General features: G+C 60.6%; 22 protein-coding genes and 3 tRNA genes. 19 read left to right on the top strand and 6 right to left on the bottom strand.

Annotated features, from left to right (window positions below):
• Window positions 1–48 precede the first annotated feature (48 nt).
• The 3 genes from urtD (at window position 49) to BM267_RS04465 (ending at window position 3258) form a co-directional block, all read left to right on the top strand.
• Window positions 49–828 carry an urea ABC transporter ATP-binding protein UrtD gene (gene urtD / locus BM267_RS04455; protein ID WP_074778693.1) on the top strand — a complete coding sequence of 260 codons (780 nt, stop codon included), beginning with the start codon at window positions 49–51 and terminating at the stop codon, window positions 826–828.
• A gap of 4 nt (window positions 829–832) precedes the next feature.
• A complete protein-coding gene (gene urtE, locus BM267_RS04460; protein WP_036989304.1) occupies window positions 833–1528 on the top strand; it encodes an urea ABC transporter ATP-binding subunit UrtE in 696 nt (231 codons plus the stop codon).
• 146 nt (window positions 1529–1674) lie between these two features.
• Window positions 1675–3258, top strand: coding sequence for a peptide chain release factor 3 (locus BM267_RS04465; RefSeq protein WP_074777691.1), 1584 nt, complete (start codon window positions 1675–1677; stop codon window positions 3256–3258).
• Window positions 3259–3347: 89 nt separating this feature from the next.
• Here BM267_RS04465 and BM267_RS04470 read toward each other — a convergent pair whose 3' ends face one another.
• The gene (locus BM267_RS04470; RefSeq protein ID WP_036989302.1) at window positions 3348–3605 is read right to left on the bottom strand and encodes a DUF1289 domain-containing protein; all 258 of its coding nucleotides are present in this window, start codon (window positions 3603–3605) and stop codon (window positions 3348–3350) included.
• A gap of 132 nt (window positions 3606–3737) precedes the next feature.
• Between BM267_RS04470 and nrdA the strand changes: the two genes are divergently transcribed.
• The 5 genes from nrdA to BM267_RS04495 all read left to right on the top strand — a co-directional run bounded on the left by nrdA (window position 3738) and on the right by BM267_RS04495 (window position 8663).
• A complete protein-coding gene (gene nrdA / locus BM267_RS04475; protein WP_036990205.1) occupies window positions 3738–6014 on the top strand; it encodes a class 1a ribonucleoside-diphosphate reductase subunit alpha in 2277 nt (758 codons plus the stop codon).
• 3 nt (window positions 6015–6017) lie between these two features.
• Window positions 6018–7163, top strand: coding sequence for a class Ia ribonucleoside-diphosphate reductase subunit beta (gene nrdB, locus BM267_RS04480; RefSeq protein WP_177173371.1), 1146 nt, complete (start codon window positions 6018–6020; stop codon window positions 7161–7163).
• Between the two features lie 10 nt (window positions 7164–7173).
• Window positions 7174–7428 (top strand): class I ribonucleotide reductase maintenance protein YfaE, encoded by a 255-nt coding sequence (gene yfaE, locus BM267_RS04485; protein WP_268873966.1) that lies wholly within the window; start codon window positions 7174–7176, stop codon window positions 7426–7428.
• A gap of 8 nt (window positions 7429–7436) precedes the next feature.
• Complete coding sequence (locus tag BM267_RS04490; protein WP_074778691.1) at window positions 7437–7976, top strand: DUF3087 domain-containing protein; 540 nt, start codon at window positions 7437–7439, stop codon at window positions 7974–7976.
• Between the two features lie 78 nt (window positions 7977–8054).
• Window positions 8055–8663, top strand: a complete 609-nt coding sequence (locus BM267_RS04495) for a flavodoxin family protein (RefSeq protein ID WP_036989299.1) — start codon at window positions 8055–8057, stop codon at window positions 8661–8663.
• 31 nt (window positions 8664–8694) lie between these two features.
• On the opposite strand, the gene BM267_RS04500 is transcribed toward BM267_RS04495, so the two are convergent.
• The gene (locus tag BM267_RS04500; RefSeq protein WP_074777690.1) at window positions 8695–10032 is read right to left on the bottom strand and encodes a DUF1329 domain-containing protein; all 1338 of its coding nucleotides are present in this window, start codon (window positions 10030–10032) and stop codon (window positions 8695–8697) included.
• Between the two features lie 222 nt (window positions 10033–10254).
• Between BM267_RS04500 and BM267_RS04505 the strand changes: the two genes are divergently transcribed.
• The 5 genes from BM267_RS04505 (at window position 10255) to BM267_RS04525 (ending at window position 13964) form a co-directional block, all read left to right on the top strand.
• On the top strand, window positions 10255–10713 hold the full coding sequence (locus BM267_RS04505; protein ID WP_036989296.1) for an EVE domain-containing protein: 459 nt from the start codon (window positions 10255–10257) through the stop codon (window positions 10711–10713).
• 118 nt (window positions 10714–10831) lie between these two features.
• Entirely contained in the window at window positions 10832–11629 is a 798-nt protein-coding gene (locus BM267_RS04510) for a TatD family hydrolase (protein ID WP_074777689.1), read from the top strand.
• A gap of 56 nt (window positions 11630–11685) precedes the next feature.
• Window positions 11686–12156 (top strand): hypothetical protein, encoded by a 471-nt coding sequence (locus BM267_RS04515; RefSeq protein ID WP_074777687.1) that lies wholly within the window; start codon window positions 11686–11688, stop codon window positions 12154–12156.
• 21 nt (window positions 12157–12177) lie between these two features.
• A complete protein-coding gene (locus BM267_RS04520) occupies window positions 12178–13008 on the top strand; it encodes an SDR family oxidoreductase (protein WP_074778689.1) in 831 nt (276 codons plus the stop codon).
• A 92-nt stretch (window positions 13009–13100) separates the two neighbouring features.
• Window positions 13101–13964 (top strand): Tim44 domain-containing protein, encoded by an 864-nt coding sequence (locus BM267_RS04525; RefSeq protein WP_074777685.1) that lies wholly within the window; start codon window positions 13101–13103, stop codon window positions 13962–13964.
• Between the two features lie 122 nt (window positions 13965–14086).
• Here the strand turns inward: BM267_RS04525 and BM267_RS04530 are convergent, their stop codons facing one another.
• Together BM267_RS04530 and BM267_RS04535 are read right to left on the bottom strand one after the other, a co-directional pair.
• Window positions 14087–14641, bottom strand: coding sequence for a response regulator transcription factor (locus tag BM267_RS04530; protein ID WP_036989287.1), 555 nt, complete (start codon window positions 14639–14641; stop codon window positions 14087–14089).
• 55 nt (window positions 14642–14696) lie between these two features.
• Window positions 14697–15959 (bottom strand): ATP-binding protein, encoded by a 1263-nt coding sequence (locus BM267_RS04535; protein ID WP_074777683.1) that lies wholly within the window; start codon window positions 15957–15959, stop codon window positions 14697–14699.
• A gap of 164 nt (window positions 15960–16123) precedes the next feature.
• On the opposite strand from BM267_RS04535, the gene BM267_RS04540 reads away from it, so the two are divergent.
• Window positions 16124–16822 (top strand): SIMPL domain-containing protein, encoded by a 699-nt coding sequence (locus BM267_RS04540; protein WP_051610778.1) that lies wholly within the window; start codon window positions 16124–16126, stop codon window positions 16820–16822.
• An 8-nt stretch (window positions 16823–16830) separates the two neighbouring features.
• Here the strand turns inward: BM267_RS04540 and BM267_RS04545 are convergent, their stop codons facing one another.
• Complete coding sequence (locus tag BM267_RS04545) at window positions 16831–17511, bottom strand: energy-coupling factor ABC transporter permease (RefSeq protein ID WP_074777681.1); 681 nt, start codon at window positions 17509–17511, stop codon at window positions 16831–16833.
• A 181-nt stretch (window positions 17512–17692) separates the two neighbouring features.
• Between BM267_RS04545 and BM267_RS04550 the strand changes: the two genes are divergently transcribed.
• The 5 genes from BM267_RS04550 (at window position 17693) to BM267_RS04570 (ending at window position 19685) form a co-directional block, all read left to right on the top strand.
• Window positions 17693–17869, top strand: a complete 177-nt coding sequence (locus BM267_RS04550) for a DUF3094 family protein (protein WP_036989283.1) — start codon at window positions 17693–17695, stop codon at window positions 17867–17869.
• 42 nt (window positions 17870–17911) lie between these two features.
• Entirely contained in the window at window positions 17912–19228 is a 1317-nt protein-coding gene (locus BM267_RS04555) for an NAD(P)/FAD-dependent oxidoreductase (protein WP_036989281.1), read from the top strand.
• 202 nt (window positions 19229–19430) lie between these two features.
• Window positions 19431–19506: transfer RNA gene (locus BM267_RS04560), tRNA-Asn, on the top strand.
• Window positions 19507–19518: 12 nt separating this feature from the next.
• Window positions 19519–19595 (top strand) — tRNA-Pro (locus BM267_RS04565).
• A 14-nt stretch (window positions 19596–19609) separates the two neighbouring features.
• Window positions 19610–19685 (top strand) — tRNA-Lys (locus BM267_RS04570).
• A 227-nt stretch (window positions 19686–19912) separates the two neighbouring features.
• Here BM267_RS04570 and BM267_RS04575 read toward each other — a convergent pair.
• Window positions 19913–21457, bottom strand: a complete 1545-nt coding sequence (locus tag BM267_RS04575; protein WP_036989279.1) for a phosphoenolpyruvate carboxykinase — start codon at window positions 21455–21457, stop codon at window positions 19913–19915.
• Window positions 21458–21478 lie beyond the last annotated feature (21 nt).

Below are 21478 nucleotides of genomic sequence, written 5' to 3' on the forward strand. Positions count from 1 at the left end.
CTCGATCGCCTGCGGGAAACCTGGCGCCGCGACCAGATCTTCGACTTCATGCTCCCCAAGCCGGAATTCGGCAAGGCGGTGGATACCAGTCACGGCCCGATTCTTTATGTCGAGGATGTCAGCGTCAGCTTCGATGGCTTCAAAGCGTTAAATAACCTCAACCTATATATCGACGACGGTGAGCTGCGGTGCATCATCGGCCCCAACGGCGCCGGCAAGACCACCATGATGGATGTGATCACCGGCAAGACCCGGCCGGATACCGGCAGCGTGTACTTCGGCCAGCGCATCGATCTGCTGAAGCTGCCCGAGCATGAGATCGCCCGGGGCGGCATCGGCCGCAAGTTCCAGAAGCCAACTATCTTCGAAGCGCTGTCGGTATTCGAGAACCTGGAGCTGGCCACGGCTTCGGACAAGCATGTCTGGTACACCCTGAACCACGACCTGAGCGCAGAGCAGCGCGACCGCCTCGATGAGGTACTGACGCTGATCGGTCTGACCCCGCAAGCACACCAGGACGCAGGCGCCCTGTCCCATGGCCAGAAGCAGTGGCTGGAAATCGGCATGCTGCTGGTGCAGAACCCGCGGGTGCTGCTGGTCGACGAACCGGTGGCTGGCATGACTGGCGAGGAAGTCGAGCACACCGCCCGACTGCTGACCTCGCTGGCTGGCCGGCATTCGGTGATCGTGGTCGAGCACGACATGGCTTTCGTGCGCTCCATCGCGCGCAAAGTCACCGTACTGCATCAGGGTTCGGTGCTGGCCGAGGGCAGCATGGATCAGGTACAGAACGACCCGCGGGTCATCGAAGTCTATCTGGGGGAGTGACATCGTGCTGAGCATTCAAGGCATCAACCAGTTCTACAACCAGAGCCATATCCTCTGGGATCTGGACCTGGAACTGAAGGAAGGCACCTGCGGCTGCCTGCTGGGCCGCAACGGCGTCGGCAAGACCACGCTGCTCAAATGCATCACCGGCCTGTTGCCGGTAAAGGACGGGCAGATCCTGTTCAATGGCCAGGACATCACTCGCCTGAGCACCGAGAACCGCGCCCGCGCCGGCATCGGCTACGTGCCCCAGGGCCGCGAGATATTCCCGCTGCTGAGCGTCGAGGAAAACCTGAAGATATCCCTCGGCGCCCGCCCCGACCGGGCCAGGCAGATTCCGGAACAGATCTACCAACTGTTCCCGGTGCTCAGGGAAATGAAGCATCGCCGCGGCGGTGATCTCTCTGGCGGCCAGCAGCAACAGTTGGCCATCGGCCGTGCGCTGGTGCTCGACCCCAAGCTGCTGATCCTCGACGAGCCGACCGAAGGCATCCAGCCGAATATTGTCCGCGACATCAGCGATGTGATCCGCAAGCTGAATAGCGAACTGGGTTTGACCGTGTTGCTGGTGGAGCAGAAATTGCCCTTCGCGCGCCGCGCCGCCGATGATTTCTTCATCATGGAGCGCGGGCGCGCGGTGGCAACCGGACCGATGGCGACGCTGGATGACGAACTGATCCAGCGGTATCTGACGGTGTGAACTGATTCCGCGGCGAGGCCATGGCGGATTTAAATTTTGTCTTGCTCCGACTAATCGGCCACAATATGCGCCGATCCCATGACCCTCGCCCGGAGCCGACCGGCACGCCGCCGCCTCCCCGCCCCAGCACGAACCGAACAGGCAACATGTCCAATATCGAGAAAGAAGTCGCCAAGCGCCGCACCTTTGCCATTATTTCCCACCCCGATGCGGGTAAGACCACCATTACCGAACGCTTGCTGCTGATGGGCAAGGCGATCGAGGTGGCCGGCACGGTCAAGTCGCGCAAGTCCGACCGGCATGCAACCTCGGACTGGATGGCGATGGAGCAGCAGCGTGGCATCTCCATTACCACCTCGGTCATGCAGTTCCCCTACCGGGACCATATGATCAACCTGCTCGATACCCCCGGCCACGAGGACTTCTCGGAAGACACCTACCGTACCCTGACCGCGGTGGACAGTGCCCTGATGATGATCGACGGCGGTAAGGGCGTGGAGCCCCGTACCATCGCCCTGATGAACGTCTGCCGCCTGCGCGACACGCCCATCATCAGCTTCGTCAACAAGCTCGACCGGGATATCCGCGACCCGATCGAACTGCTCGACGAGATCGAAGAGGTGCTCAGCATCAAGGCCGCGCCCATCACCTGGCCGATCGGCTGCTATCGGGAGTTCAAGGGCGTCTACCACTTGGCCAACGATCGCATCCATGTCTACACCCCCGGCCATGGCCACGAACGTACCGAGGACAAGATCATCCAGGGTCTGGACAGCGACGAAGCCCGCGCCCTGCTCGGTGACATGTATGACAACTTCGTGGAAGAACTGGAGCTGGTCCAAGGCGCGTGCCACGACTTCGATCCGGAGGAATTCATGGCGGGCAAGTTGACCCCCGTGTTCTTCGGTACCGCGCTGGGCAACTTCGGCGTCAGCCATGTGCTGGATGCCTTTGTTGACTGGGCGCCGGCACCACTGCCGCGCATGAGCCAGGAGCGTGAGGTCAAGCCCACCGAGGAAACCTTCAGCGGTTTCGTATTCAAGATCCAGGCGAACATGGACCCGCGCCACCGCGACCGGATCGCCTTCATGCGCGTGTGCTCGGGCAAGTACGAGCAAGGCATGAAGATGCGCCATGTGCGAATCGGCAAGGACATCAAGATCGCCGACGCCCTGACCTTCTTCTCCAGCGACCGGGAACGCCTGGAGGAAGCCTGGGGCGGCGATATCATCGGCCTGCACAACCACGGCACCATCCAGATCGGGGACACCTTCACCGCCGGCGAGAACGTCAGCTTTACCGGCATTCCGCACTTCGCGCCGGAACTGTTCCGCCGCGTGCGCCTGAAGGACCCGCTCAAGTCCAAGCAGCTGCGCCAGGGCCTGCAGGAGTTGGCCGAGGAAGGCGCGACCCAGGTGTTCTTCCCCGAGCGCAACAACGACATCATCCTCGGCGCCGTCGGTGTGCTGCAGTTCGATGTGGTGGCCAGCCGCCTGAAAGAAGAATACAAGGTGGAATGCATGTATGAGCCGATCAACGTCTGGTCGGCCCGCTGGATCGAGTCCACCGACAAGAAGAAGCTCGCGGAATTCAGCAGCAAGGCCACGGACAACCTGGCCGTGGACGGCGGCGGGCACCTGACCTATCTGGCACCGACCCGGGTGAACCTCAGCCTGACCGAGGAGCGCTGGCCGGAAATCCGGTTCAACGCCACCCGCGAACACCACTGATCTGCCCGTACTGAATGCGGCCCGTTGAACAGAGCCTGCTCGTCGAGTGATCGACGGCGGGGCGGCAAAGTCGCCCCGCTTTCCATTATTCAGAACAGACCGGACTGTACCGGGTCATCGCCCGCCGCATCCCGCTGGGCGGCGGCCTCCTGTCTGGCCCGCAATACTCTTGCCTTGCGCGACTGGCACAGACGTACCACCTGTCGTTTCTGCTCGGTGGATAATTCCAGCCAATACAGGCGCTCATCCCGCGAGCGGAAGCAGCCCTTGCAGAAGCCCTTGCTGTTGACTTCGCAGACACCGACACAGGGACTGGGTATTTCAAAAAACTCAAGCTGATTTTTCATGTTTTTCAATTTGACCCCAGCCATTTCACACTCTATATTGCGTTCATTCCAACCCATATCACTACATATAGTGATTTCACCCATACAATGAAATCACCGTATATTCAAGCCTCAATGTCCCAGGATTTGCACATGACCGATTTCCAGTCCCTCAAGGTAACCAAACGCAACGGCCGCCAGGAATCCATCAATCTGGACAAAATCCACCGAGTGCTCGATTGGGCCGCCGAGGGCCTGGACAATGTATCGGTTTCCCAGGTGGAGCTGAAATCCCAGATCCAGCTGTATGATGGCATCCGCAGCCAGGACATTCACGAAACCATCATCAAGGCCGCCGCCGATCTGATTTCCCAGGACACACCGGATTATCAGTACATGGCCGCCCGCCTGGCGATCTTCCATCTGCGCAAGATAGCCTATGGTCAGTTCGAACCGCCACACCTGTTCGACCATGTCACCACACTGACCGAAATGAATCGCTACGATCAGCATATCCTGCGTGACTACAGCCGCGACGAGTTCGACACCCTCAATGACTATATCGACCACAGCCGCGATCTGAATTTCTCCTACGCAGCGGTCAAGCAGCTGGAAGGCAAATACCTGATCCAGGACCGGGTCAGCCGCCGGGTCTATGAAAGCCCGCAGATGCTCTACATGCTGATCGGCATGTGCCTGTTCGCCGATTACCCGCAGGACACGCGGCTGGGTTACATCAAGCGCTTCTATGACGCCATCTCGCTGTTCAAGATTTCCTTGCCGACACCAATCATGTCCGGCGTGCGCTCGCCGTCGCGGCAGTTCAGCTCCTGCGTGCTGATCGAGTGCGGTGACAGCCTGGACTCGATCAACGCCACCACCTCGGCGATCGTAAAATACGTCTCGCTGCGCGCCGGCATCGGCATCAACGCCGGTCGCATCCGCGCCGTGGGCAGCCCGATCCGTGGCGGCGAGGCCCAGCACACCGGCTGTATCCCGTTCTTCAAGCTGTTCCAGGCGGCGGTCAAATCCTGCTCCCAAGGCGGCGTGCGTGGCGGTGCCGCTACCCTGTTCTACCCCCTGTGGCACCTGGAAGTGGAGTCGCTGCTGGTACTGAAGAACAACCGTGGCGTGGAGGAAAACCGCGTACGGCATATGGATTACGGCGTGCAGATCAACCGCACCCTGTACCAGCGCCTGATCAAGAACGGCAATATTACCCTGTTCTCCCCCCATGAAGTGCCCGGCCTGTACGAGGCATTCTTCGCCGATCAGGACGAGTTCGAGCGCCTGTACGAGAAATACGAGCAGGACCCGGCGATTCGCAAGCGCAGCATGCCGGCGGTCGAGCTGTTCTCGCTGATGATGCAGGAGCGCTCCAGCACCGGCCGTATCTACATCCAGAACGTTGACCACTGCAATACCCACAGCCCCTTCGATCCGAAGGTCGCGCCGGTGCGCCAGTCCAACCTGTGCCTGGAAATCGCTCTGCCGACCAGCCCGCTGAATGACATGAACGATGACAGCGGCGAAATTGCCCTGTGCACCCTGTCGGCATTGAACCTGGGCGCGATCAACAGCCTCGACGAGCTGGAAGAACTGGCCGACCTGGCGGTACGTGCACTGGATTCGCTGCTTGATTACCAGGACTACCCGATCGAAGCGGCGCGCAAGGCTTCCATGAAGCGTCGCACCCTCGGCATCGGCGTAATCAACTTTGCCAACTACCTGGCAAAAAATGGCGCGAAGTATTCCGACGGCTCGGGCAACAATCTGACCCACCGGACCTTCGAGGCCATCCAGTACTACCTGCTCAAGGCCTCCAACCAGCTGGCTCGTGAGCGCGGCGCTTGCTCCGGTTTCGATGAAACCACCTATGCCAAGGGCGTACTGCCGATCGACACCTACAAGAAGGAGCTGGATGCGGTCTGCTCCGAGCCTCTGCACCTGGACTGGGAAGCACTGCGCGCGGATATCGTCGCCCACGGCCTGCGCAACTCGACCCTGTCCTCACTGATGCCGTCGGAGACCTCCAGCCAGATCTCCAACGCCACCAACGGCATCGAGCCGCCGCGCGGCCTGGTCACCGTCAAGCAGTCCAAGGACGGCATCCTCAAGCAGGTAGTGCCGGACTACGAGGAACTCAAGGGCGCCTATGAACTGCTGTGGCAAATGCCGAGCAACGACGGCTACCTGCAACTGGTCGGCATCATGCAGAAATTCGTCGACCAGGCGATCTCGGCCAATACCAACTACGATCCGCAGCGCTTCGATGGTGGTCGCGTGCCGATGCGGCAGTTGCTCAAGGACCTGCTGACGGCCTACAAATTCGGTCTCAAGACTCTGTATTATCAGAACACCCGCGACGGCGCCGACGACGCCCAGAGCGATATGGCCGACGATTGCGCTGGCGGCGCGTGCAAGATCTGAGATATGACCATGAAAATGAAATACAGCACTTTTTCCCAGGCCGACAATAACCAGATGGGCGAGCCGATGTTCTTCGGCCAGCCGGTCAACGTGGCGCGCTATGATCAGCAGAAGTACCCGATTTTCGAGAAGCTGATCGAGAAGCAGCTGTCGTTCTTCTGGCGCCCCGAGGAAGTGGACGTATCCCAGGATCGCATCGATTTCCGCAACCTGCCGGATCATGAAAAGCACATATTCCTCGGCAACCTGAAATACCAGACGCTGCTGGATTCGATCCAGGGACGCAGCCCGAACGTGGCCTTTCTACCGCTGGTGTCCATCCCCGAGCTGGAAACCTGGATCGAGACCTGGTCGTTTTCCGAGACCATCCACAGCCGGTCCTACACCCATATCATCCGTAATATCGTCAACGATCCAGCGGTGGTGTTCGACGATATCGTGCGCAACCGCCACATCATCGAGCGGGCCGGCGATATTTCCACCTATTACGATGAGCTGATCCAGTACGCCAACCTGTACAACCAGTTCGGTGAGGGCACGCATCAGCTCAATGGTGAAACTATCACTATCGACCTGTTCGAGCTGAAGAAGAAGCTGTACCTGTGCATGATGTCGGTGAACGTGCTGGAGGCGATCCGCTTCTATGTCAGCTTCGCCTGCTCCTTCGCCTTCGCCGAACGCCGGTTGATGGAGGGCAATGCCAAGATCATCCGGCTGATCGCCCGTGACGAGGCGCTGCATCTGACGGGCACCCAGCACATCATCAACATCATGCAGGAAGGTGATGACGACCCGCAGATGGCCGAGGTGGCCCGGGCCTGCCATGAACAGAGTATCGAGATATTCCGCCATGCCGCCGAGCAGGAGAAGCAGTGGGCCGAGTACCTGTTCAAGGACGGCTCCATGATCGGCCTGAACTACAGCATTCTCAGCCAGTACGTGGAATACATCACCAATCTGCGCATGAGTGCGGTGGGACTGGAGCCGATCTTCCCGGGCGCCAATCAGAATCCGATTCCCTGGATCAACGCCTGGCTGGTGTCGGACAACGTCCAGGTCGCGCCGCAGGAAGTGGAGGTCAGTTCCTACCTGGTCGGTCAGATCGACTCTGAAGTATCCCTGGAAGATCTCGGCGAGTTCGAGCTGTAAAGCAGTGCAGGTGATTACCCGGGATACCCTGTTCGAACTGGCGGAAGGAGAAACCCTGCTCGAAGGGCTGGAACGTACCGGTCACCATGTCGAGTATCAGTGCCGCAGTGGCTACTGCGGCGCCTGCCGGATCAAACTCAAGGTTGGCAGCGTGGTCTATCCCAAACCACCGCTGGCCTTTGTCAAACGCGACGAGATCCTGCCCTGCTGCTGCCTGGTCACCGAGCCGATCGTCATCAACGTGCCCCTCAAAAGCAAACTGTGAGTGCCGCCATGTTCGAGATACAACCGATGGACCCGGAACGTTACCGCGAACAGACACGCCGCAGCACACTGATCATCGTCGCCCTGCTGGCAGTATCGTGCATTGGCATGGCGACCCTGTCCATCGCCCTGTTCGGCACGCCCGGTGGTAATAACTTCCGCTGGAACCTGGGTGGCGTGCTTGCCGGCCTGCTGCTGGCCATCGCCATCGTGCGTTTCTATTGCTGGCAACAACCCTGGATGGCGTCGGCGGTCTACGGCTTTCGGCTCAAGCGCAACCTGATGAAAGTGACCAACATCATGCATCAGGTCGAAGCCGGCGTCGCCGCCAACGATCCTACCGCCATGCGGGTGCTGCGGTTCTATCATCTCGGGGTGACGCAGATGTACCAGCTGGATGGCAACACCAGTGCTCTCAGCGATATGGTCCGGCAGGTCGACGAGCATCGCGAGCGCATGCTGGCGCAAGGATTGACGCCAGAGCAGGAACGTCTCGACCCGGCCTGGCTCAGCGCTGTCAGTGAGCGCTGGCGCGGCGGCAAGGACTAAGCAGGCAGGTAAAACAGCCTGAACCAATAGCGCGACTGCCAGGACCAATTCTCTGAAGCCATCGTTCGGAGAGACCTGATGTCACTCACCGCCCTAGCCCTGAACTGCACCCTGAAACCCTCCCCTGCCGACTCTTCCTGCGACCTGCTGCTCAAGCAGACCCTCGCCGCGCTGCAGGAGCAGGGCGCGCAAGGCGAGTTGCTGCGAGTCGTCGATTACAACATCAAACCCGGCGTCACCTCGGATGAAGGCGACGGCGATGACTGGCCGATGATTCGCCAGAAGATGCTGGCCGCCGATATCCTCATCCTGGGCACACCAGTCTGGCTCGGCCATCCGTCCAGCCTGTGTCAGCGGGTGCTGGAACGACTGGATGCCCTGCTCAGCGAAACCGATGATCAGGGCCGCATGCTGTCCTATGGCAAGGTCGCCGGCGTCGCCGTGGTGGGCAACGAGGACGGTGCTCATCACATCGTGGCGCAGGTCTATCAGGGGCTGAATGACGTCGGTTTCACTCTGCCCGCCAATAGCTGTACCTACTGGGTTGGCGAGGCCATGGGTTCGATCGATTTCAAGGATCTGCCAGCGACACCGGACAAGGTGGTGCAGACCACCCGCGTGCTGGCACAAAACTGCGTGCACCTGGCCAGGCTGCTGAAACAGCAGCAGTACCCAGCGCAAAAATGATGAGCCGCTGGGAGCGGCTCATCGAGTGGTGTCAGTTGCCGGCGCGGCGCAGCGCCTGGGGCGAGAAGTCCCGGGGAGACATCTCGTAGTTGAAATCGTACATCGGCTCGTTGTTGTCCAGGCCGTCGACGAAGTAATTACCGGTCTTCAGGTAGTAGAGCGTTTCCAGGGTGCTGTTGAACATCGGCAGCTCGTAGTAGCTGATCGGGTGGGTTTCCTGCAGCCCGACCAGCTCGCCCTTGTCATCACGCAGGTCCACCGCCAGGATCTGCCAGCTGTCCTCGTCCACATAGAAACGCCGCGTGTGATAGGGATGGGAATAGCCGGTCCGCAGGTTGGCCTCCACTACCCAGACCCGGTGCAGCTCGTAGCGCAGCAGCTCGGGATTCAAGGTCTTGGGCAGCACGATGCGGTCGTAATCGATGCCCTGCTGATGCACCGCGTAGCTGTTGTAGGGCACCAGCATTTCCTGCTTGCCAACCAATGACCACTCATAACGATCCGGCGCGCCGTTGTAGGAATCCACCACATCGGCGGTGGCCAGACCACTGGTATCCGGCTGCACCGAATCGTAGGCCAGCGACGGCAGGCGCCGGACGCGGCGGTCACTCGGGCTGTAGCGCCAGGCACGGCGTGTGGTCAACACCTGATCCAGCGGGTCCTGCACCACCAGCGAAGTACCGGACAGTTTGGCCGGCGCCGTCACCTGATAGCGGTAGTACAGCAGGGTGTTGTCCATTTCCTCAAGGGTCATACCCTCGCGGTTGTAGACATAGTAAATATAGCGGTCACGTTTGATCAGGTTGCTGCGACCATTGATCACCACTGCCTGATTGTTGATGAAGCGGGTCTGCTCGCCCTTGTAGTGCAGGATGTGGTTCCAGATGACTTCCATGCCACCCTGCGGAATCGGGAAAGGGATGCCCGCCACGGCGCCGGAGACACCATTGCCGTTGGAGATCAGCTCGGCACGTTCGGCGTTGGCCCGCGTGGCATCGTAGATGCGCTGCGGCGCTGCGGCGCTACGCCGGGTCGGATAGACCTGCAGATAGTAGTCGGGATTTCGCTCCAGCAAATCGGCCAGGCCAGCCGGCAGCAATTCCCGATGCTGGGCCAGATCGGCACCGTCGACGCGATACAGCATGGCATCATCGGCAAACGGATCGGGATGGTGCATGCCCGGCTGGTAGTGTGCTGGCGGCTGCACGCCGCCGGTCCAGGCGGGAATGGTACCGGCGGCATTGCCGGCACGCTCGGCCCCCAATGGGGTCAGATCGGCCCCCAGACGTGCTGCCTGGGCGGGGTCCACCTTGGCCTGAACCTGGCACGCCAAAGCGGCCAGAATGACAACGCCGAACTTCCTGTACATGCACCACTCCTTGAGAGACCGACTCGCTGCTTATCACTGAAGCCGACCGGGAATCCGATTGAATCAAAGCGTCAAAATCGCGGAATTGTAACGCGAAACGCCGAGCCCGCTCCACTCCGCTACAAAATGACACAGTTCAGTGAGCCTTCGATGACATATGCCCCCTGCCTGAGGCATCATTGCGCATGACATGACACCCTTCAGTCCAATGGAAATAGCAGCATGGCCTACTGGCTGGTGAAGACCGAACCTGCCGAATGCGGCATCGAGGATTTTGCCCGCGCACCGGATACCCCGGTTCGCTGGGATGGCGTGCGCAACTTCCAGGCGCGCAACTTTCTCATGCAGATGGCAGTCGATGATCTGGTGCTGATCTACCATTCCAGTTGCCGCCATATCGGCATCGCCGGCATCGCGCGGGTGAGCACCAGCGCTTATGCCGATCCGAGCCAGTTCGACCCCAACTCGCCTTATTTCGATGCCCGAAGTACCCACGACAAGCCGCGCTGGCAGGCGGTCGATCTGGTCTTCGAACGCCAGCTACCGCGGTTGCTGCCGCTGGACGAGATCAAGGCGCTGGCGGGCCTGGAGGGGCTGGCGCTGGTGCAGCGCGGCAGCCGGCTGTCGGTGATGCCGGTGAGCACCGAGCAGTGGCGGATACTGCTCGGGCCACACCAGTAGCGCAGGTGCGCTCAGAATCATCCCGATCTCAGCTGGCATGTCGAGCGCCTCAATAGCCGACAGGCCCAGCTTCCCCGCTGCACTTGCTCCTTGGCTCATCAGCGGCGAAGCTATACCCATGACCATCTATATCGATACCCACACCCATCTGGACTTTTCCGACTTCGACGATGATCGCGACGCGGTGCTTGCCGACAGCGGCCGTCTGGGTGTGCGTCGTCTGCTGGTCATGGGGGTGGCTCGCAGCAATTGGGATACGCTCTGGGATTTGGTAGAGAATGATCCCAGGCTGTACGCCGCTTTCGGAATGCACCCGGTGTTCCTCGATGAACATCAGCCGGAGGATCTGCAACACCTGCGTGAGCGCTTGGAACAGCATGCGGCAGACCCGCGCTGCTGCGCGGTTGGCGAGTTCGGCCTGGACTACTATATCGAGGAGCCCGACCGGGAACGCCAGCAGCAGCTGTTCGAAGCCCAACTGCAGATCGCCGCGGATGTCGATCTGCCGGTGTTGCTGCATGTGCGCCGCGCCCACGCCCCGGTGATCGCCGCACTGAAACGCTACCAGCTGCGCCGTGCCGGCATCATCCATGCGTTTTCCGGCAGTTATGAAGAGGCCCGTGAATATATCCGCCTGGGCTTCAAGCTGGGCATGGGCGGCGCGGCCACCTGGCCCCAGGCCAAGCGTATGCATCGGGTCATCGCACAGCTGCCGGCCGAGAGCCTGGTGCTGGAGACTGACTGCCCCGATATGGCGCCGGCGTTCCGCCCCTATCAGCGCAACAGGCCGCAGAACCTGCCGCAGATCTGCGCCGAGCTGGCTGAACTGCGCGGTGAAACTGCTGAACAACTGGCCCGCCAATGCCTGCATAACACCTGTGAATTGTTCGGCTGGTCTGCCACTGCGGTGTCGTAAACCCATGACTCTGGTAGAGTCGGACCATCAAGCGGAAATCACTGCAAGGAGACAGGATGGCACTGGGCATAGCACTACTGCTGATCTGGCTGGTACTACTGGTGCGCTTTCCGCGCATCATGTTGCCGGCCAGCGCGATCATCGTCGGCCTGACCGTAGTCCTGGCGGCCGGCGTCGGTATCTGGCAATGGCAGTACGGCAAGGATGTCCAGCGCCTGGATATCAGTATTCAGCATATGCCCGACGCGTGCGACTTCGGCAAGCCGTTGCAGGTGCGTATCCATAATCAGGCAGACCGCACCGCCAGCCATATCAGCTGGCGACTGCTGGCCCGCCAGCCGGGGTATAACACCAACCTGCTGGATACCGGGGTGACCGAAGGCATCTATCAGACCAGTCAGCCACTGGCCGCCGGCGAGCACTGGCAGCAGTGTTACAGCGTACCGCGTCTGCGCAGCGGGTATCACCCGGCAGACCTGGAATACCTGGCCGACAAGGTGCGCGCCGACTTCATCAAGACCGAATAAACACAAGAAAAAGGGATGACCATGAGTAAACCCGTCGCACTGATTACCGGCTGCTCCAGCGGCATCGGCCAGGCCCTGGCTCATATCTGCCTGGATGAAGGCTATGCGGTGTTCGCCGCCGCCCGCAACCCCGCCACCTTAGCCCCCCTTACCGCGCGGGGCGCGACGGCAGTAACGCTGGATGTGAATGATGCTGCGCAGATCGCCGCCTGCCGCGAGCGGTTGTCCAGCGAATCTGGCCGATTGGATCTGCTGGTCAACAACGCTGGCTACGGCGCCATGGGGCCAATACTGGATGCCGACCGCGAGACGCTGTTGCGGCAGTTCGACACCAATGTCTTCGCTCCCGTGCAGTTGGTGCGCGCCACCGCCGATCTGCTGCGTGACAGCGGCGGACTGATCGTCAATATCGGCAGCGTATCGGGCGTGACCACCACACCATTCTCCGGCGTGTATTGCGCCTCCAAGGCGGCGCTACATGCATTGTCCGAGGCCATGCGCATGGAACTGGCGCCCTTTGGTATCGAGGTGCTGACGGTACAGCCCGGCGCCATCGCCTCGGATTTCGGCAACAATGCCACCGCAGCCATTACCTTGGCCGAGGGCTCCTGGTTCAAGCCCTGGGAAAAGGCCGTGCAGGCGCGGGCCAATGCCTCGCAGAAAGCCAGCTCCACTTCCGCCCGGGAATTCGCCATGGAACTGATGGGCTACATCAAGAACCCGCTACGCCCGGAAACCGCCGTGATCGGCTCCGGCAGCCGCAGCATGCTGCGCTTGAAACGCTGGCTACCGGCCTCGGTGCGCGAGGCGCAAATGCGCAAGCGGTTTGGTCTGGATCGCAAGCCCGGTTAAGGCCAGCGGCAAACCACCGAAACATTTTAGCGCTGGCGAGCGTCGCACATGTTTGGCACTATCGCTCGATTAATAATTCTGGAGACCTGCCCATGCGCTGGCTGTTACCCCTTTTCACCGTATTTCTGATGGTCGGTCTGGCCGTCCCCGATGCCGAAGCCCGGCGCATGGGCGGCGGCAAGAGCTTCGGCGCCGCGCCGATGCACAAGAGCCAGCCGGCTCAGCGTCAGACCCCACAGCAGCAAGCCAACCCGCGCAACCAGCAGCAGAACCCGGCAGCCACTTCCGGCGCCAGCCGCTGGCTTGGCCCGTTGGCTGGTATCGCCGCTGGCGGTCTGCTGGCCTCCATGCTGTTCGGTGACGGTTTTCAGGGTCTGCAGCTGTTCGACATCCTGATCTTCGGCCTGATCGCCTTCGTGCTGTTCAAGCTGTTCTCCCGCCGCAACGCGCCAGCCATGCAGCGCCAGCCACATCCGGCCGGCGGCCCGATTGAACAGCCGCAAGCACCGCAAAGCTGGTCGCCACAAGGCGGCGCCGCAGCGCAGCCGGCAGTCCAGCCGGTGGCGGCCCCGCCGCTCACCATGGATGCCCCGGCCTGGTTCAATGCCGACAGCTTCCTCAAGGGTGCAGAAGAGCACTTCTATACACTGCAGCGCCATTGGCGCGACGGTGACAGCGCCGGCATGGCCGAGTACCTGGACCCGGCCCTGCTGCAACAAATGATGATCGAACGCGTCGACAACCCGCCGAGCACCAACGGTTTCGTTGAAGAGCTGGAGGTACGCCTGGAAGGGATCGAACAGCGTGACGGTCGGACCATCGCCACTGTCGGTTTCACTGGCCTGGATCGCGAGTTCCCGCAGGATGAAGGCGAGCGCTTCGATGAAAGCTGGCGTCTGGAACGTGCCGATGGCGAGAACCAACCGTGGGTGATCTGCGGTATCCGCCAGAACTAAGGCGAAGCAGCAACAAGTAAAAACCCTCGGTTTTCGGACCGAGGGTTTTTTATGGTTACCACGGGGCAGGCTGGGAAGAGCGCTCGGCCTGCCAGCCGGGACGTTGATTTATTGCCTATTGCTCAGCGCCGTACCGGGCGCTTCTGCAGTTTGCGCTGCAGCGTGCGGCGATGCATGCCCAGGGCGCGCGCGGTGGCGGAGATATTGCCGTCGTGCTCGGCCAGCACCCGCTGGATATGCTCCCATTGCAGCCGGTCCACCGACATGGGGTGCTCGGGCACCAGGCTTTCCGGGTCGGCCTGGTCCGACAGCAGCGCAGTCAGTACGTCATCGGCATCGGCCGGCTTGCACAGGTAATTGCAGGCGCCCCGCTTGATCGCTTCCACAGCGGTGGTGATGCTGGAATAACCGGTCAGGATGACCACCCGCAGGTCCGGATACAACTCCAGCAACCGCGGCAGCAGGACCAGCCCCGAGTCGCCCTCCATTTTCAGATCCAGCACCGCATAATCAGGCTTCTGCCGCTGCGCCACGACCATGGCCTCCTCCGCATCGCCGGCAGTACTGACCTGCAGACCGCGGCGGGTCAGCGCCCGGGCCATTACACGGGTAAAAGTCGGGTCGTCGTCCACCAACAACAATAGCGGCTGCTCGTCCTGATTGAATTCTTCAGTCATGCCTGCTCCTTAATAGCAATGGAGTCGCTGAAAAGCGCTGCCAACGCAGCCGATTTCATTGATGTCCTATCGGCAAGATTACCTCGGTGAGTGTCCCCCCGCCATCCTGGTTGAACAGTTTCACACTGCCGCCGATACGCTCGACGGCCGCCTGACTGAGAAACAACCCCAGCCCAAAACCCTTCTTGCCCTTGGTGGTAACAAAGGCAGTACCCAATTGTTCAGCGATATGCAGTGGTACTCCCGGCCCGTTATCTCGAATGCTCAAGCGCAGCCGCTGGGCATTCCATTGCAGGGCCACCGTAATATTGTCGGGACACGCATCGGCGGCGTTATTCAACAGATTGAGTATCGACTGGCTCAGCTCGGGGCTGGCACGCACCATGGGCACCTCGCCCACGGGTAAGGCTTTGAGTTGCCAGGAGGCTTCCGGGCGCATCAGTTGCCAGCGCGCCAGCAAGTCCTTGAGCCAGGCATCGGCTGGCTGGTTACTATGCGGCTGGCTGCGGTTGAGCTCGGCGCTGCGGACCATCTGCTGCAGGCTTTCCTTGCATTGACGCACCTGCTCCTGAAGCAGTTCCAGGTCTTCCTGAATCTGCGGATCGGCATAGTCCGCCCGCAGGTCCTTGAGAAGTACGCTCATGGTCGACAAGGGCGTGGACAGCTCATGGGCAGCCCCGGCCGCCACACTGGCAATGCCGAGCAGCTGGGAATCGCGCATACTTTGCTCACGCCGCTCGGCCAGGCGCTCGGCGTGCCGGCGCAGGGCTTCGGCCATATGCACAACGAACAGCGTGATCAGGCCGGCACTCATGGCAAAGTTCAGCCACATGCCGATCACCCGGATATCGATCTGGCTGGCACGCACCGGCATCTCGAACAGCGGCAACGGGTGATACCAGAACAGCAGCAGACTGTAGGCCACCATCGCCACGCTGGCCAGAAATGCCGTGTGCTTCCAGGACAGGGTGGCCGCGGCAATCGTCAGTGGCACCAGAAAGTAGGACGCGAACGGGTTCGTCGGGCCGCCAGCGTAGTACAGCAATACGCTGTGCACGAGGATATCGAACAACAGCTGCGAGCCGTATTCCACATCCGTCACCGGCCAATCGCGCAACAGCCGCAGCAGCGACAACAGACTGACTACACCCGATACGCTCAACGTCAGCAGCAGCGGCGTCCATTCCAGTGCGAACCAGCCGCTGAGCCAGGCACCCAATACCGATACGGCTTGGGCCAGAAGCACCAGTAACCGGATGAAAATCAGGCGCCAGAGATTCTGCCGGGAAGGGGAAAGTGCCAGTGCGTTTGGGTTCATCAAAAATCGCTGTTGCAAGGTTCGCTCCAGTATAGAATCGACCGAAACCGGGCCTGATGTGACATAGGGTCGCATAAACACGCCCATGTCGGCATCTCGGGAACCGTCATGCCAGACTTGGGGTCACAGAATCTCATAGCCGGAGCGGCTTAAGGAGAAGTCATATGCGTTCATTTCTGATGTTCCCGCTGGTAGTCAGCCTGGCATTTGCCGGCCAGGCACTCGCCGAACCGTTGAACTACAACCAGATTTCATTGCGAGCCGACGTGCAGCGCTCGGTGAACAACGACACCCTGACCGTGGTGCTGTTTACTGAAGCGCAGGACAAGGACCCGGCCAAGTTGGCCAACCGCATTACCGAGACCCTGAACCAGGGCCTGGAAACCGCGCGACAGAACACCGCGATCAAGGTGAGCAGCGGCAGCCGCTACAGTCAGCCGGTGTACGATGAAAAGCGCGAGAACATCGTGGCTTGGCGCGAACGCGGCGAGATTCGCCTGGAAGGCACCGATTTTGCTCAGGTCTCCAGCGTCACCGGTGAGCTGCTCGGTACGCTCAACCTGGGCAGCATGGAGTTCAGCCTGTCACCGGCCGGCCGCAGCACCACTGAGGATGGTCTGATCAAGGAGGCCATCGAGGCATTCCGCCAACGCGCCGATATCGCCACCGAAACCCTGGGCGGCTCAGGCTACAAGATAGTGAACCTGAACCTGAACACCCAGTTCATGTCGCCCCGCCCATTCATGCGCAGCAGCAAGATGGCCATGGCCGCCGATGCAGAGATGGCCGCCCCCGCCGTTGAAGGTGGCGAGGCTGATGTCAGCGTGAACGCCGACGGCGTGATCGAAGTGCAGATGCCCTGAGCCTCGGCTCAGGGATCCTCGTCAAAGGGCTCCTGCAGATAGCGATCGGTATCGAAGGTTTCCACCCATTCCGGATGGAATACCACCAGTGCAGCCACCCCCATCCCGTTGATGAACCCCTCGGGGAACATCACCATGATCATGTAACCGAGCAGTTCGAGCAGTGAGCCGGGTGGCGTCAGCTGGCCTGACCAGGCCAGCAGCCCCATGCCGGCCAGCATGGTGCCTACCGCCGCGAAGGACGCGGCGAAGAACCCACTGATGAATATATACAGAAAGAGATTGGTGGGCTTGAAGCGCTCCAGGAAACGGCTCGCTGCCACCGTCACTACCACCGGAATCAGGATCCGCAGCAGTCCGTTGATCCCCAGCGCGGCCGCGTCATCCAACCCCAGCGCCACCATGCCCAGTTGCGCCAGCGTCCCGGCAACCAGAGCCAATGACCAATCCAGCATCAGCGTCACTACCGTCAGCCCGAGAAAATGGAAGGTCAGTCCATTATCGAACTCCTTGCGCAGCAGCCACAGCACAAACAGGGCAAAAACGCTGCCATAGAACAGATGCTGACGACGGCTGTCCGCCACCAGTTCCACCCAGGATATCCGCGCCAGCGCCCACAACAGACTGCCACCGTACAACAACAAGCCGAGAAGAATCTGGGTGGTGGTTAACAGGCTGGCTGACAGCATGTGATCTCCCGGGCAGATGGTATGGGGGCGGTTGGCGCGGCAATCATAGCAGGCCGCCCGGCTTCCTGCAGGTCACCTCCCGGAGGTGCAATATCCAGCCATGAAGCATAGAATAACCACATAGTCAGTCAGACTCATATGCAATACGAAATTCCACCATAAAAATAACGCAAGGTGACCCATGGCCAGCCGTCTGTATCCTGAAGATCAGAAACGCGTCGAAGAATATCTCAACTCCCCTCTGCACCAGGTTGAACGCAAGCCCTTCAGGGTCTGGTGGCTGCTGCTCGCCATCGTTGCAGTGATTACCGGCCTCGGCCTGCTGGCCCGCTTTCTTGCTGCTCTGGTTATTGCATGACTCTGACAGGCGCCTGATTCCTGTCACTTAGAGAGCTTTACAATGTCACAGTCTGGCGTTTCATCACTACCCCATATTGTCGTGGTCGGCGGTGGGGCGGGCGGCCTTGAGCTGGTCACCCGCCTCGGCCGCACCCTGGGCAAGCGCAAGCGCGCCCGCATTACCCTGATCGATGGCAATATGACCCACATCTGGAAGCCGCTGCTACATGAAGTGGCCGCCGGCTCGCTCAATGCCACCGAGGAGGAGCTGAACTACGTCGCCCAGGCCAAATGGAACCATTTCAACTTCCAGCTTGGCAGCATGATTGGCGTCGACCGGGAGCAGCGTCAGGTTCAGCTGGCGCCAATCAATGACGAGAACGGTGATGCGCTGATCCCCGCGCGGCAGCTGGATTATGACTATCTGGTGGTGGCGGTGGGCAGCAATACCAATGATTTCAATACTACCGGTGCCGCAGAGCACTGCATCTTTCTCGATACCCGGGCCCAGGCCGAACGCTTTCATACCCGCCTGATCAATCAGTATCTGAAAGCCCAGGTACGTGGCGAGATGGTCCCTGACGAATCCATCAACGTGGCGATCATCGGCGCAGGGGCGACCGGGGTGGAGCTGGCCGCGGAGCTGCACCACGCGGCGCTGATGCTGCGCTCCTACGGATTGGACCGGGTGCGAGCCGAGGACCTGAACATCAGCCTGGTGGAGGCCGGACCGCGCATATTGCCCGCCCTGCCCGAGCGGCTTGCCAGCAAGGCGGCGGCTACCCTGAACGGGCTCGGGGTGCATATCCGCACCGGCTCGCCGGTCAAGGAAGTACAGGCTGACGGCCTGCTGCTGGCGGATGGGCAGTTCATCCCTGCCTCGCTCAAGGTCTGGGCGGCCGGTATCCGCGCACCGGCCTTTCTCGCCGGGCTCGGACTGGAAACCAACCGTATCAACCAGCTGCTGGTCGACAAGACCTTGCGCACCGCGGATGAGCGGATCTTCGCCTTTGGCGACTGCGCCGCCTGCCCGATGGACGAGCCTGGCACCTTCGTCCCACCCCGCGCCCAATCCGCCCACCAGCAGGCGACCCTGTTGAGTAAGAACCTGAGCCAGCTGCTGGAGGGCAAGCCGCTCAAGGAATATCGCTACCGCGATCACGGCTCGCTGATTTCCCTGTCCAGCTTCAGTGCCGTGGGCAACCTGATGGGCAACCTGACCGGCAGCATCACGCTGGAAGGCTGGCTGGCCCGCATGTTCTATATCTCTCTGTACCGCATGCACCAGATGGCTCTATACGGCCTGCCACGGACCATCATGTTGATGCTCAGCGACCGCATGGGTCGCAGCACTGAACCGCGCCTGAAGCTGCACTGAGGCCGCCAGAAGGATGCAGCAAAGCGCTCTTCGCTGCATCCTTCACTTCTCCTAGCGCCGGGTTTCGACCATTCTTCCATCTATTGCACAGGAAGCTCAAATTCGGGCTTGACACCCCCGCCGTTGCCGGTAAAATGGCGCGCCTCAGCAGGGGATATGTGGCACCAACCCACAGTAACTTGTTGAGAGTTTTCAAGATAATTCCGCGATAGCTCAGTTGGTAGAGCAAATGACTGTTAATCATTGGGTCCCAGGTTCGAGTCCTGGTCGCGGAGCCATCTTGTAAATATCGGGGTATAGCGCAGTCTGGTAGCGCGCCTGCTTTGGGAGCAGGATGTCGGGAGTTCGAATCCCCCTACCCCGACCATTTTTTTGAGCATTGGGTCGTTAGCTCAGTTGGTAGAGCAGTTGGCTTTTAACCAATTGGTCGTAGGTTCGAATCCTACACGACCCACCACTCAAAACCTCTTCTGTTCGCAACACCTTTCAAAATCACACCTTACTTCCAGCCCGGGACAGAAACTGTCTTGTCGGGGCCAAGTGCTGTCCGCCCACCCTACTCTGATGCCTTCCGAGCACCTGCTATAGCGGCGGAACACCCCGATAACGGACTATCAAAAGCTATGCCCACTCCAAAAACAACAAACCCGCCAGAAGGCGGGTTTGTTGTTTACCGGATGGCGCTTACAGCTGCGGACCGGCGCTGGTAATGGCATCAGCCACGTCGAACTTCTTGAAGTTCTCGATGAACAGGCCAGCCAGATCACGAGCAGCGGCATCGTAGGCGGCAGCATCGGACCAGGTATTGCGCGGGTTCAGCAACTTGGTCTCGACGCCCGGCACGGCCTTGGGCACATCGAGGTTGATGACCGGGACGTGCTCGGTCTCGGCACCGACCAGTGCACCGGACTGAATGGCGGCAATAATGGCACGGGTGGTCGGGATGCTGAAGCGGCTGCCGACACCATAGCCACCGCCGGTCCAGCCGGTGTTGACCAGATAGACCTTGCTGCCGAAGGCGTTGATGCGCTTGATCAGCAGTTCCGCATACTCACCAGCCGGACGCGGGAAGAACGGCGCACCGAAGCAGGTAGAGAAAGTGGACTTGATGCCGCCACCAGAACCCATTTCAGTGGAGCCAACCAGCGCGGTGTAACCGGACAGGAAGTGGTACGCAGCCTGTTCGTTATTCAGGATGGATACCGGCGGCAGCACCCCGGTCAGGTCGCAGGTCAGGAAGATGATCGCGTTCGGCTCACCAGCCAGGTTGGCCTCGACGCGCTTCTCGACATGCTCCAGCGGATAGGCCGCACGGGTGTTCTGCGTCAGAGAGACGTCGGTGTAATCCGCCTTGCGGTTGTCCTCATCGATGATGACGTTTTCCAGCACCGAGCCAAACTTGATCGCATCCCAGATAATGGGCTCGTTCTTCTGCGACAGGTCGATGCACTTGGCGTAGCAGCCGCCTTCGATATTGAATACGACACCCTCGCCCCAGCCATGCTCATCGTCGCCGATCAGGTTGCGCGCCGGGTCAGCGGACAGGGTGGTCTTGCCGGTGCCGGACAGACCGAAGAACAAGGTGGTGTCACCATCGTCACCGACGTTGGCAGCACAGTGCATCGGCAGCACGTCCTTGGCCGGCAGCAGGAAGTTCTGTACCGAGAACATGGCCTTCTTCATTTCGCCAGCGTACTGCATGCCAGCCAGCAGCACTTTGCGCTGGGCGAAGTTGATAATCACGCAGCCGTCACTGTTGGTGCCATCACGCTCGGGCTCGCAGACGAAATGCGGCGCATTGAGGATCTGCCAGTGATCCTTGCCGGCGGGGTTGTACTGCTGCGGATTGATGAACAGGGTACGACCGAACAGATTGTGCCACGCAGTTTCGGTTTCCATGACCACCGGCAGGTAATGCTCCGGGCTGGCGCCGACATGAACGTGGGACAGATAACTTGGGCCTTCGGCGAGGTAATCCTCGACCCGGGTCCACAGGGCGTCGAACTTGTCCGCCGGGAACGGGCGGTTGATCGGACCCCAGGCGATGGCGGAGCTGGTCGATGGCTCATCAACGATGAAGCGGTCCATCGGCGAGCGGCCGGTGCGTGCGCCGGTCTTGACCACCAGGGCGCCGGTATCGGCCAGTCGACCTTCGTTGCGCTGGACCGCCAACTCGATCAGCTCGGCAATACTCAGGTCGTTAAATACTGTGTTGGTAGCTTGCGTCATCAAACTTCGTCCTCTTCGGCT

This window comes from Halopseudomonas bauzanensis (genome assembly GCF_900114735.1).
Classification (GTDB): domain Bacteria; phylum Pseudomonadota; class Gammaproteobacteria; order Pseudomonadales; family Pseudomonadaceae; genus Halopseudomonas; species Halopseudomonas bauzanensis.

Coding starts and splice junctions, on each gene's coding strand:
- urtD (WP_074778693.1), top strand. CDS start 49: ATGCTCCCCAAGCCGGAATTCGGCAAGGCGGTGGATACCAGTCACGGC.
- BM267_RS04465 (WP_074777691.1), top strand. CDS start 1,675: ATGTCCAATATCGAGAAAGAAGTCGCCAAGCGCCGCACCTTTGCCATT.
- BM267_RS04470 (WP_036989302.1), bottom strand. CDS start 3,605: ATGAAAAATCAGCTTGAGTTTTTTGAAATACCCAGTCCCTGTGTCGGT.
- nrdA (WP_036990205.1), top strand. CDS start 3,738: ATGACCGATTTCCAGTCCCTCAAGGTAACCAAACGCAACGGCCGCCAG.
- nrdB (WP_177173371.1), top strand. CDS start 6,018: ATGACCATGAAAATGAAATACAGCACTTTTTCCCAGGCCGACAATAAC.
- BM267_RS04490 (WP_074778691.1), top strand. CDS start 7,437: ATGTTCGAGATACAACCGATGGACCCGGAACGTTACCGCGAACAGACA.
- BM267_RS04495 (WP_036989299.1), top strand. CDS start 8,055: ATGTCACTCACCGCCCTAGCCCTGAACTGCACCCTGAAACCCTCCCCT.
- BM267_RS04500 (WP_074777690.1), bottom strand. CDS start 10,032: ATGTACAGGAAGTTCGGCGTTGTCATTCTGGCCGCTTTGGCGTGCCAG.
- BM267_RS04505 (WP_036989296.1), top strand. CDS start 10,255: ATGGCCTACTGGCTGGTGAAGACCGAACCTGCCGAATGCGGCATCGAG.
- BM267_RS04510 (WP_074777689.1), top strand. CDS start 10,832: ATGACCATCTATATCGATACCCACACCCATCTGGACTTTTCCGACTTC.
- BM267_RS04515 (WP_074777687.1), top strand. CDS start 11,686: ATGGCACTGGGCATAGCACTACTGCTGATCTGGCTGGTACTACTGGTG.
- BM267_RS04520 (WP_074778689.1), top strand. CDS start 12,178: ATGAGTAAACCCGTCGCACTGATTACCGGCTGCTCCAGCGGCATCGGC.
- BM267_RS04525 (WP_074777685.1), top strand. CDS start 13,101: ATGCGCTGGCTGTTACCCCTTTTCACCGTATTTCTGATGGTCGGTCTG.
- BM267_RS04530 (WP_036989287.1), bottom strand. CDS start 14,641: ATGACTGAAGAATTCAATCAGGACGAGCAGCCGCTATTGTTGTTGGTG.
- BM267_RS04535 (WP_074777683.1), bottom strand. CDS start 15,959: ATGAACCCAAACGCACTGGCACTTTCCCCTTCCCGGCAGAATCTCTGG.
- BM267_RS04540 (WP_051610778.1), top strand. CDS start 16,124: ATGCGTTCATTTCTGATGTTCCCGCTGGTAGTCAGCCTGGCATTTGCC.
- BM267_RS04545 (WP_074777681.1), bottom strand. CDS start 17,511: ATGCTGTCAGCCAGCCTGTTAACCACCACCCAGATTCTTCTCGGCTTG.
- BM267_RS04550 (WP_036989283.1), top strand. CDS start 17,693: ATGGCCAGCCGTCTGTATCCTGAAGATCAGAAACGCGTCGAAGAATAT.
- BM267_RS04555 (WP_036989281.1), top strand. CDS start 17,912: ATGTCACAGTCTGGCGTTTCATCACTACCCCATATTGTCGTGGTCGGC.
- BM267_RS04575 (WP_036989279.1), bottom strand. CDS start 21,457: ATGACGCAAGCTACCAACACAGTATTTAACGACCTGAGTATTGCCGAG.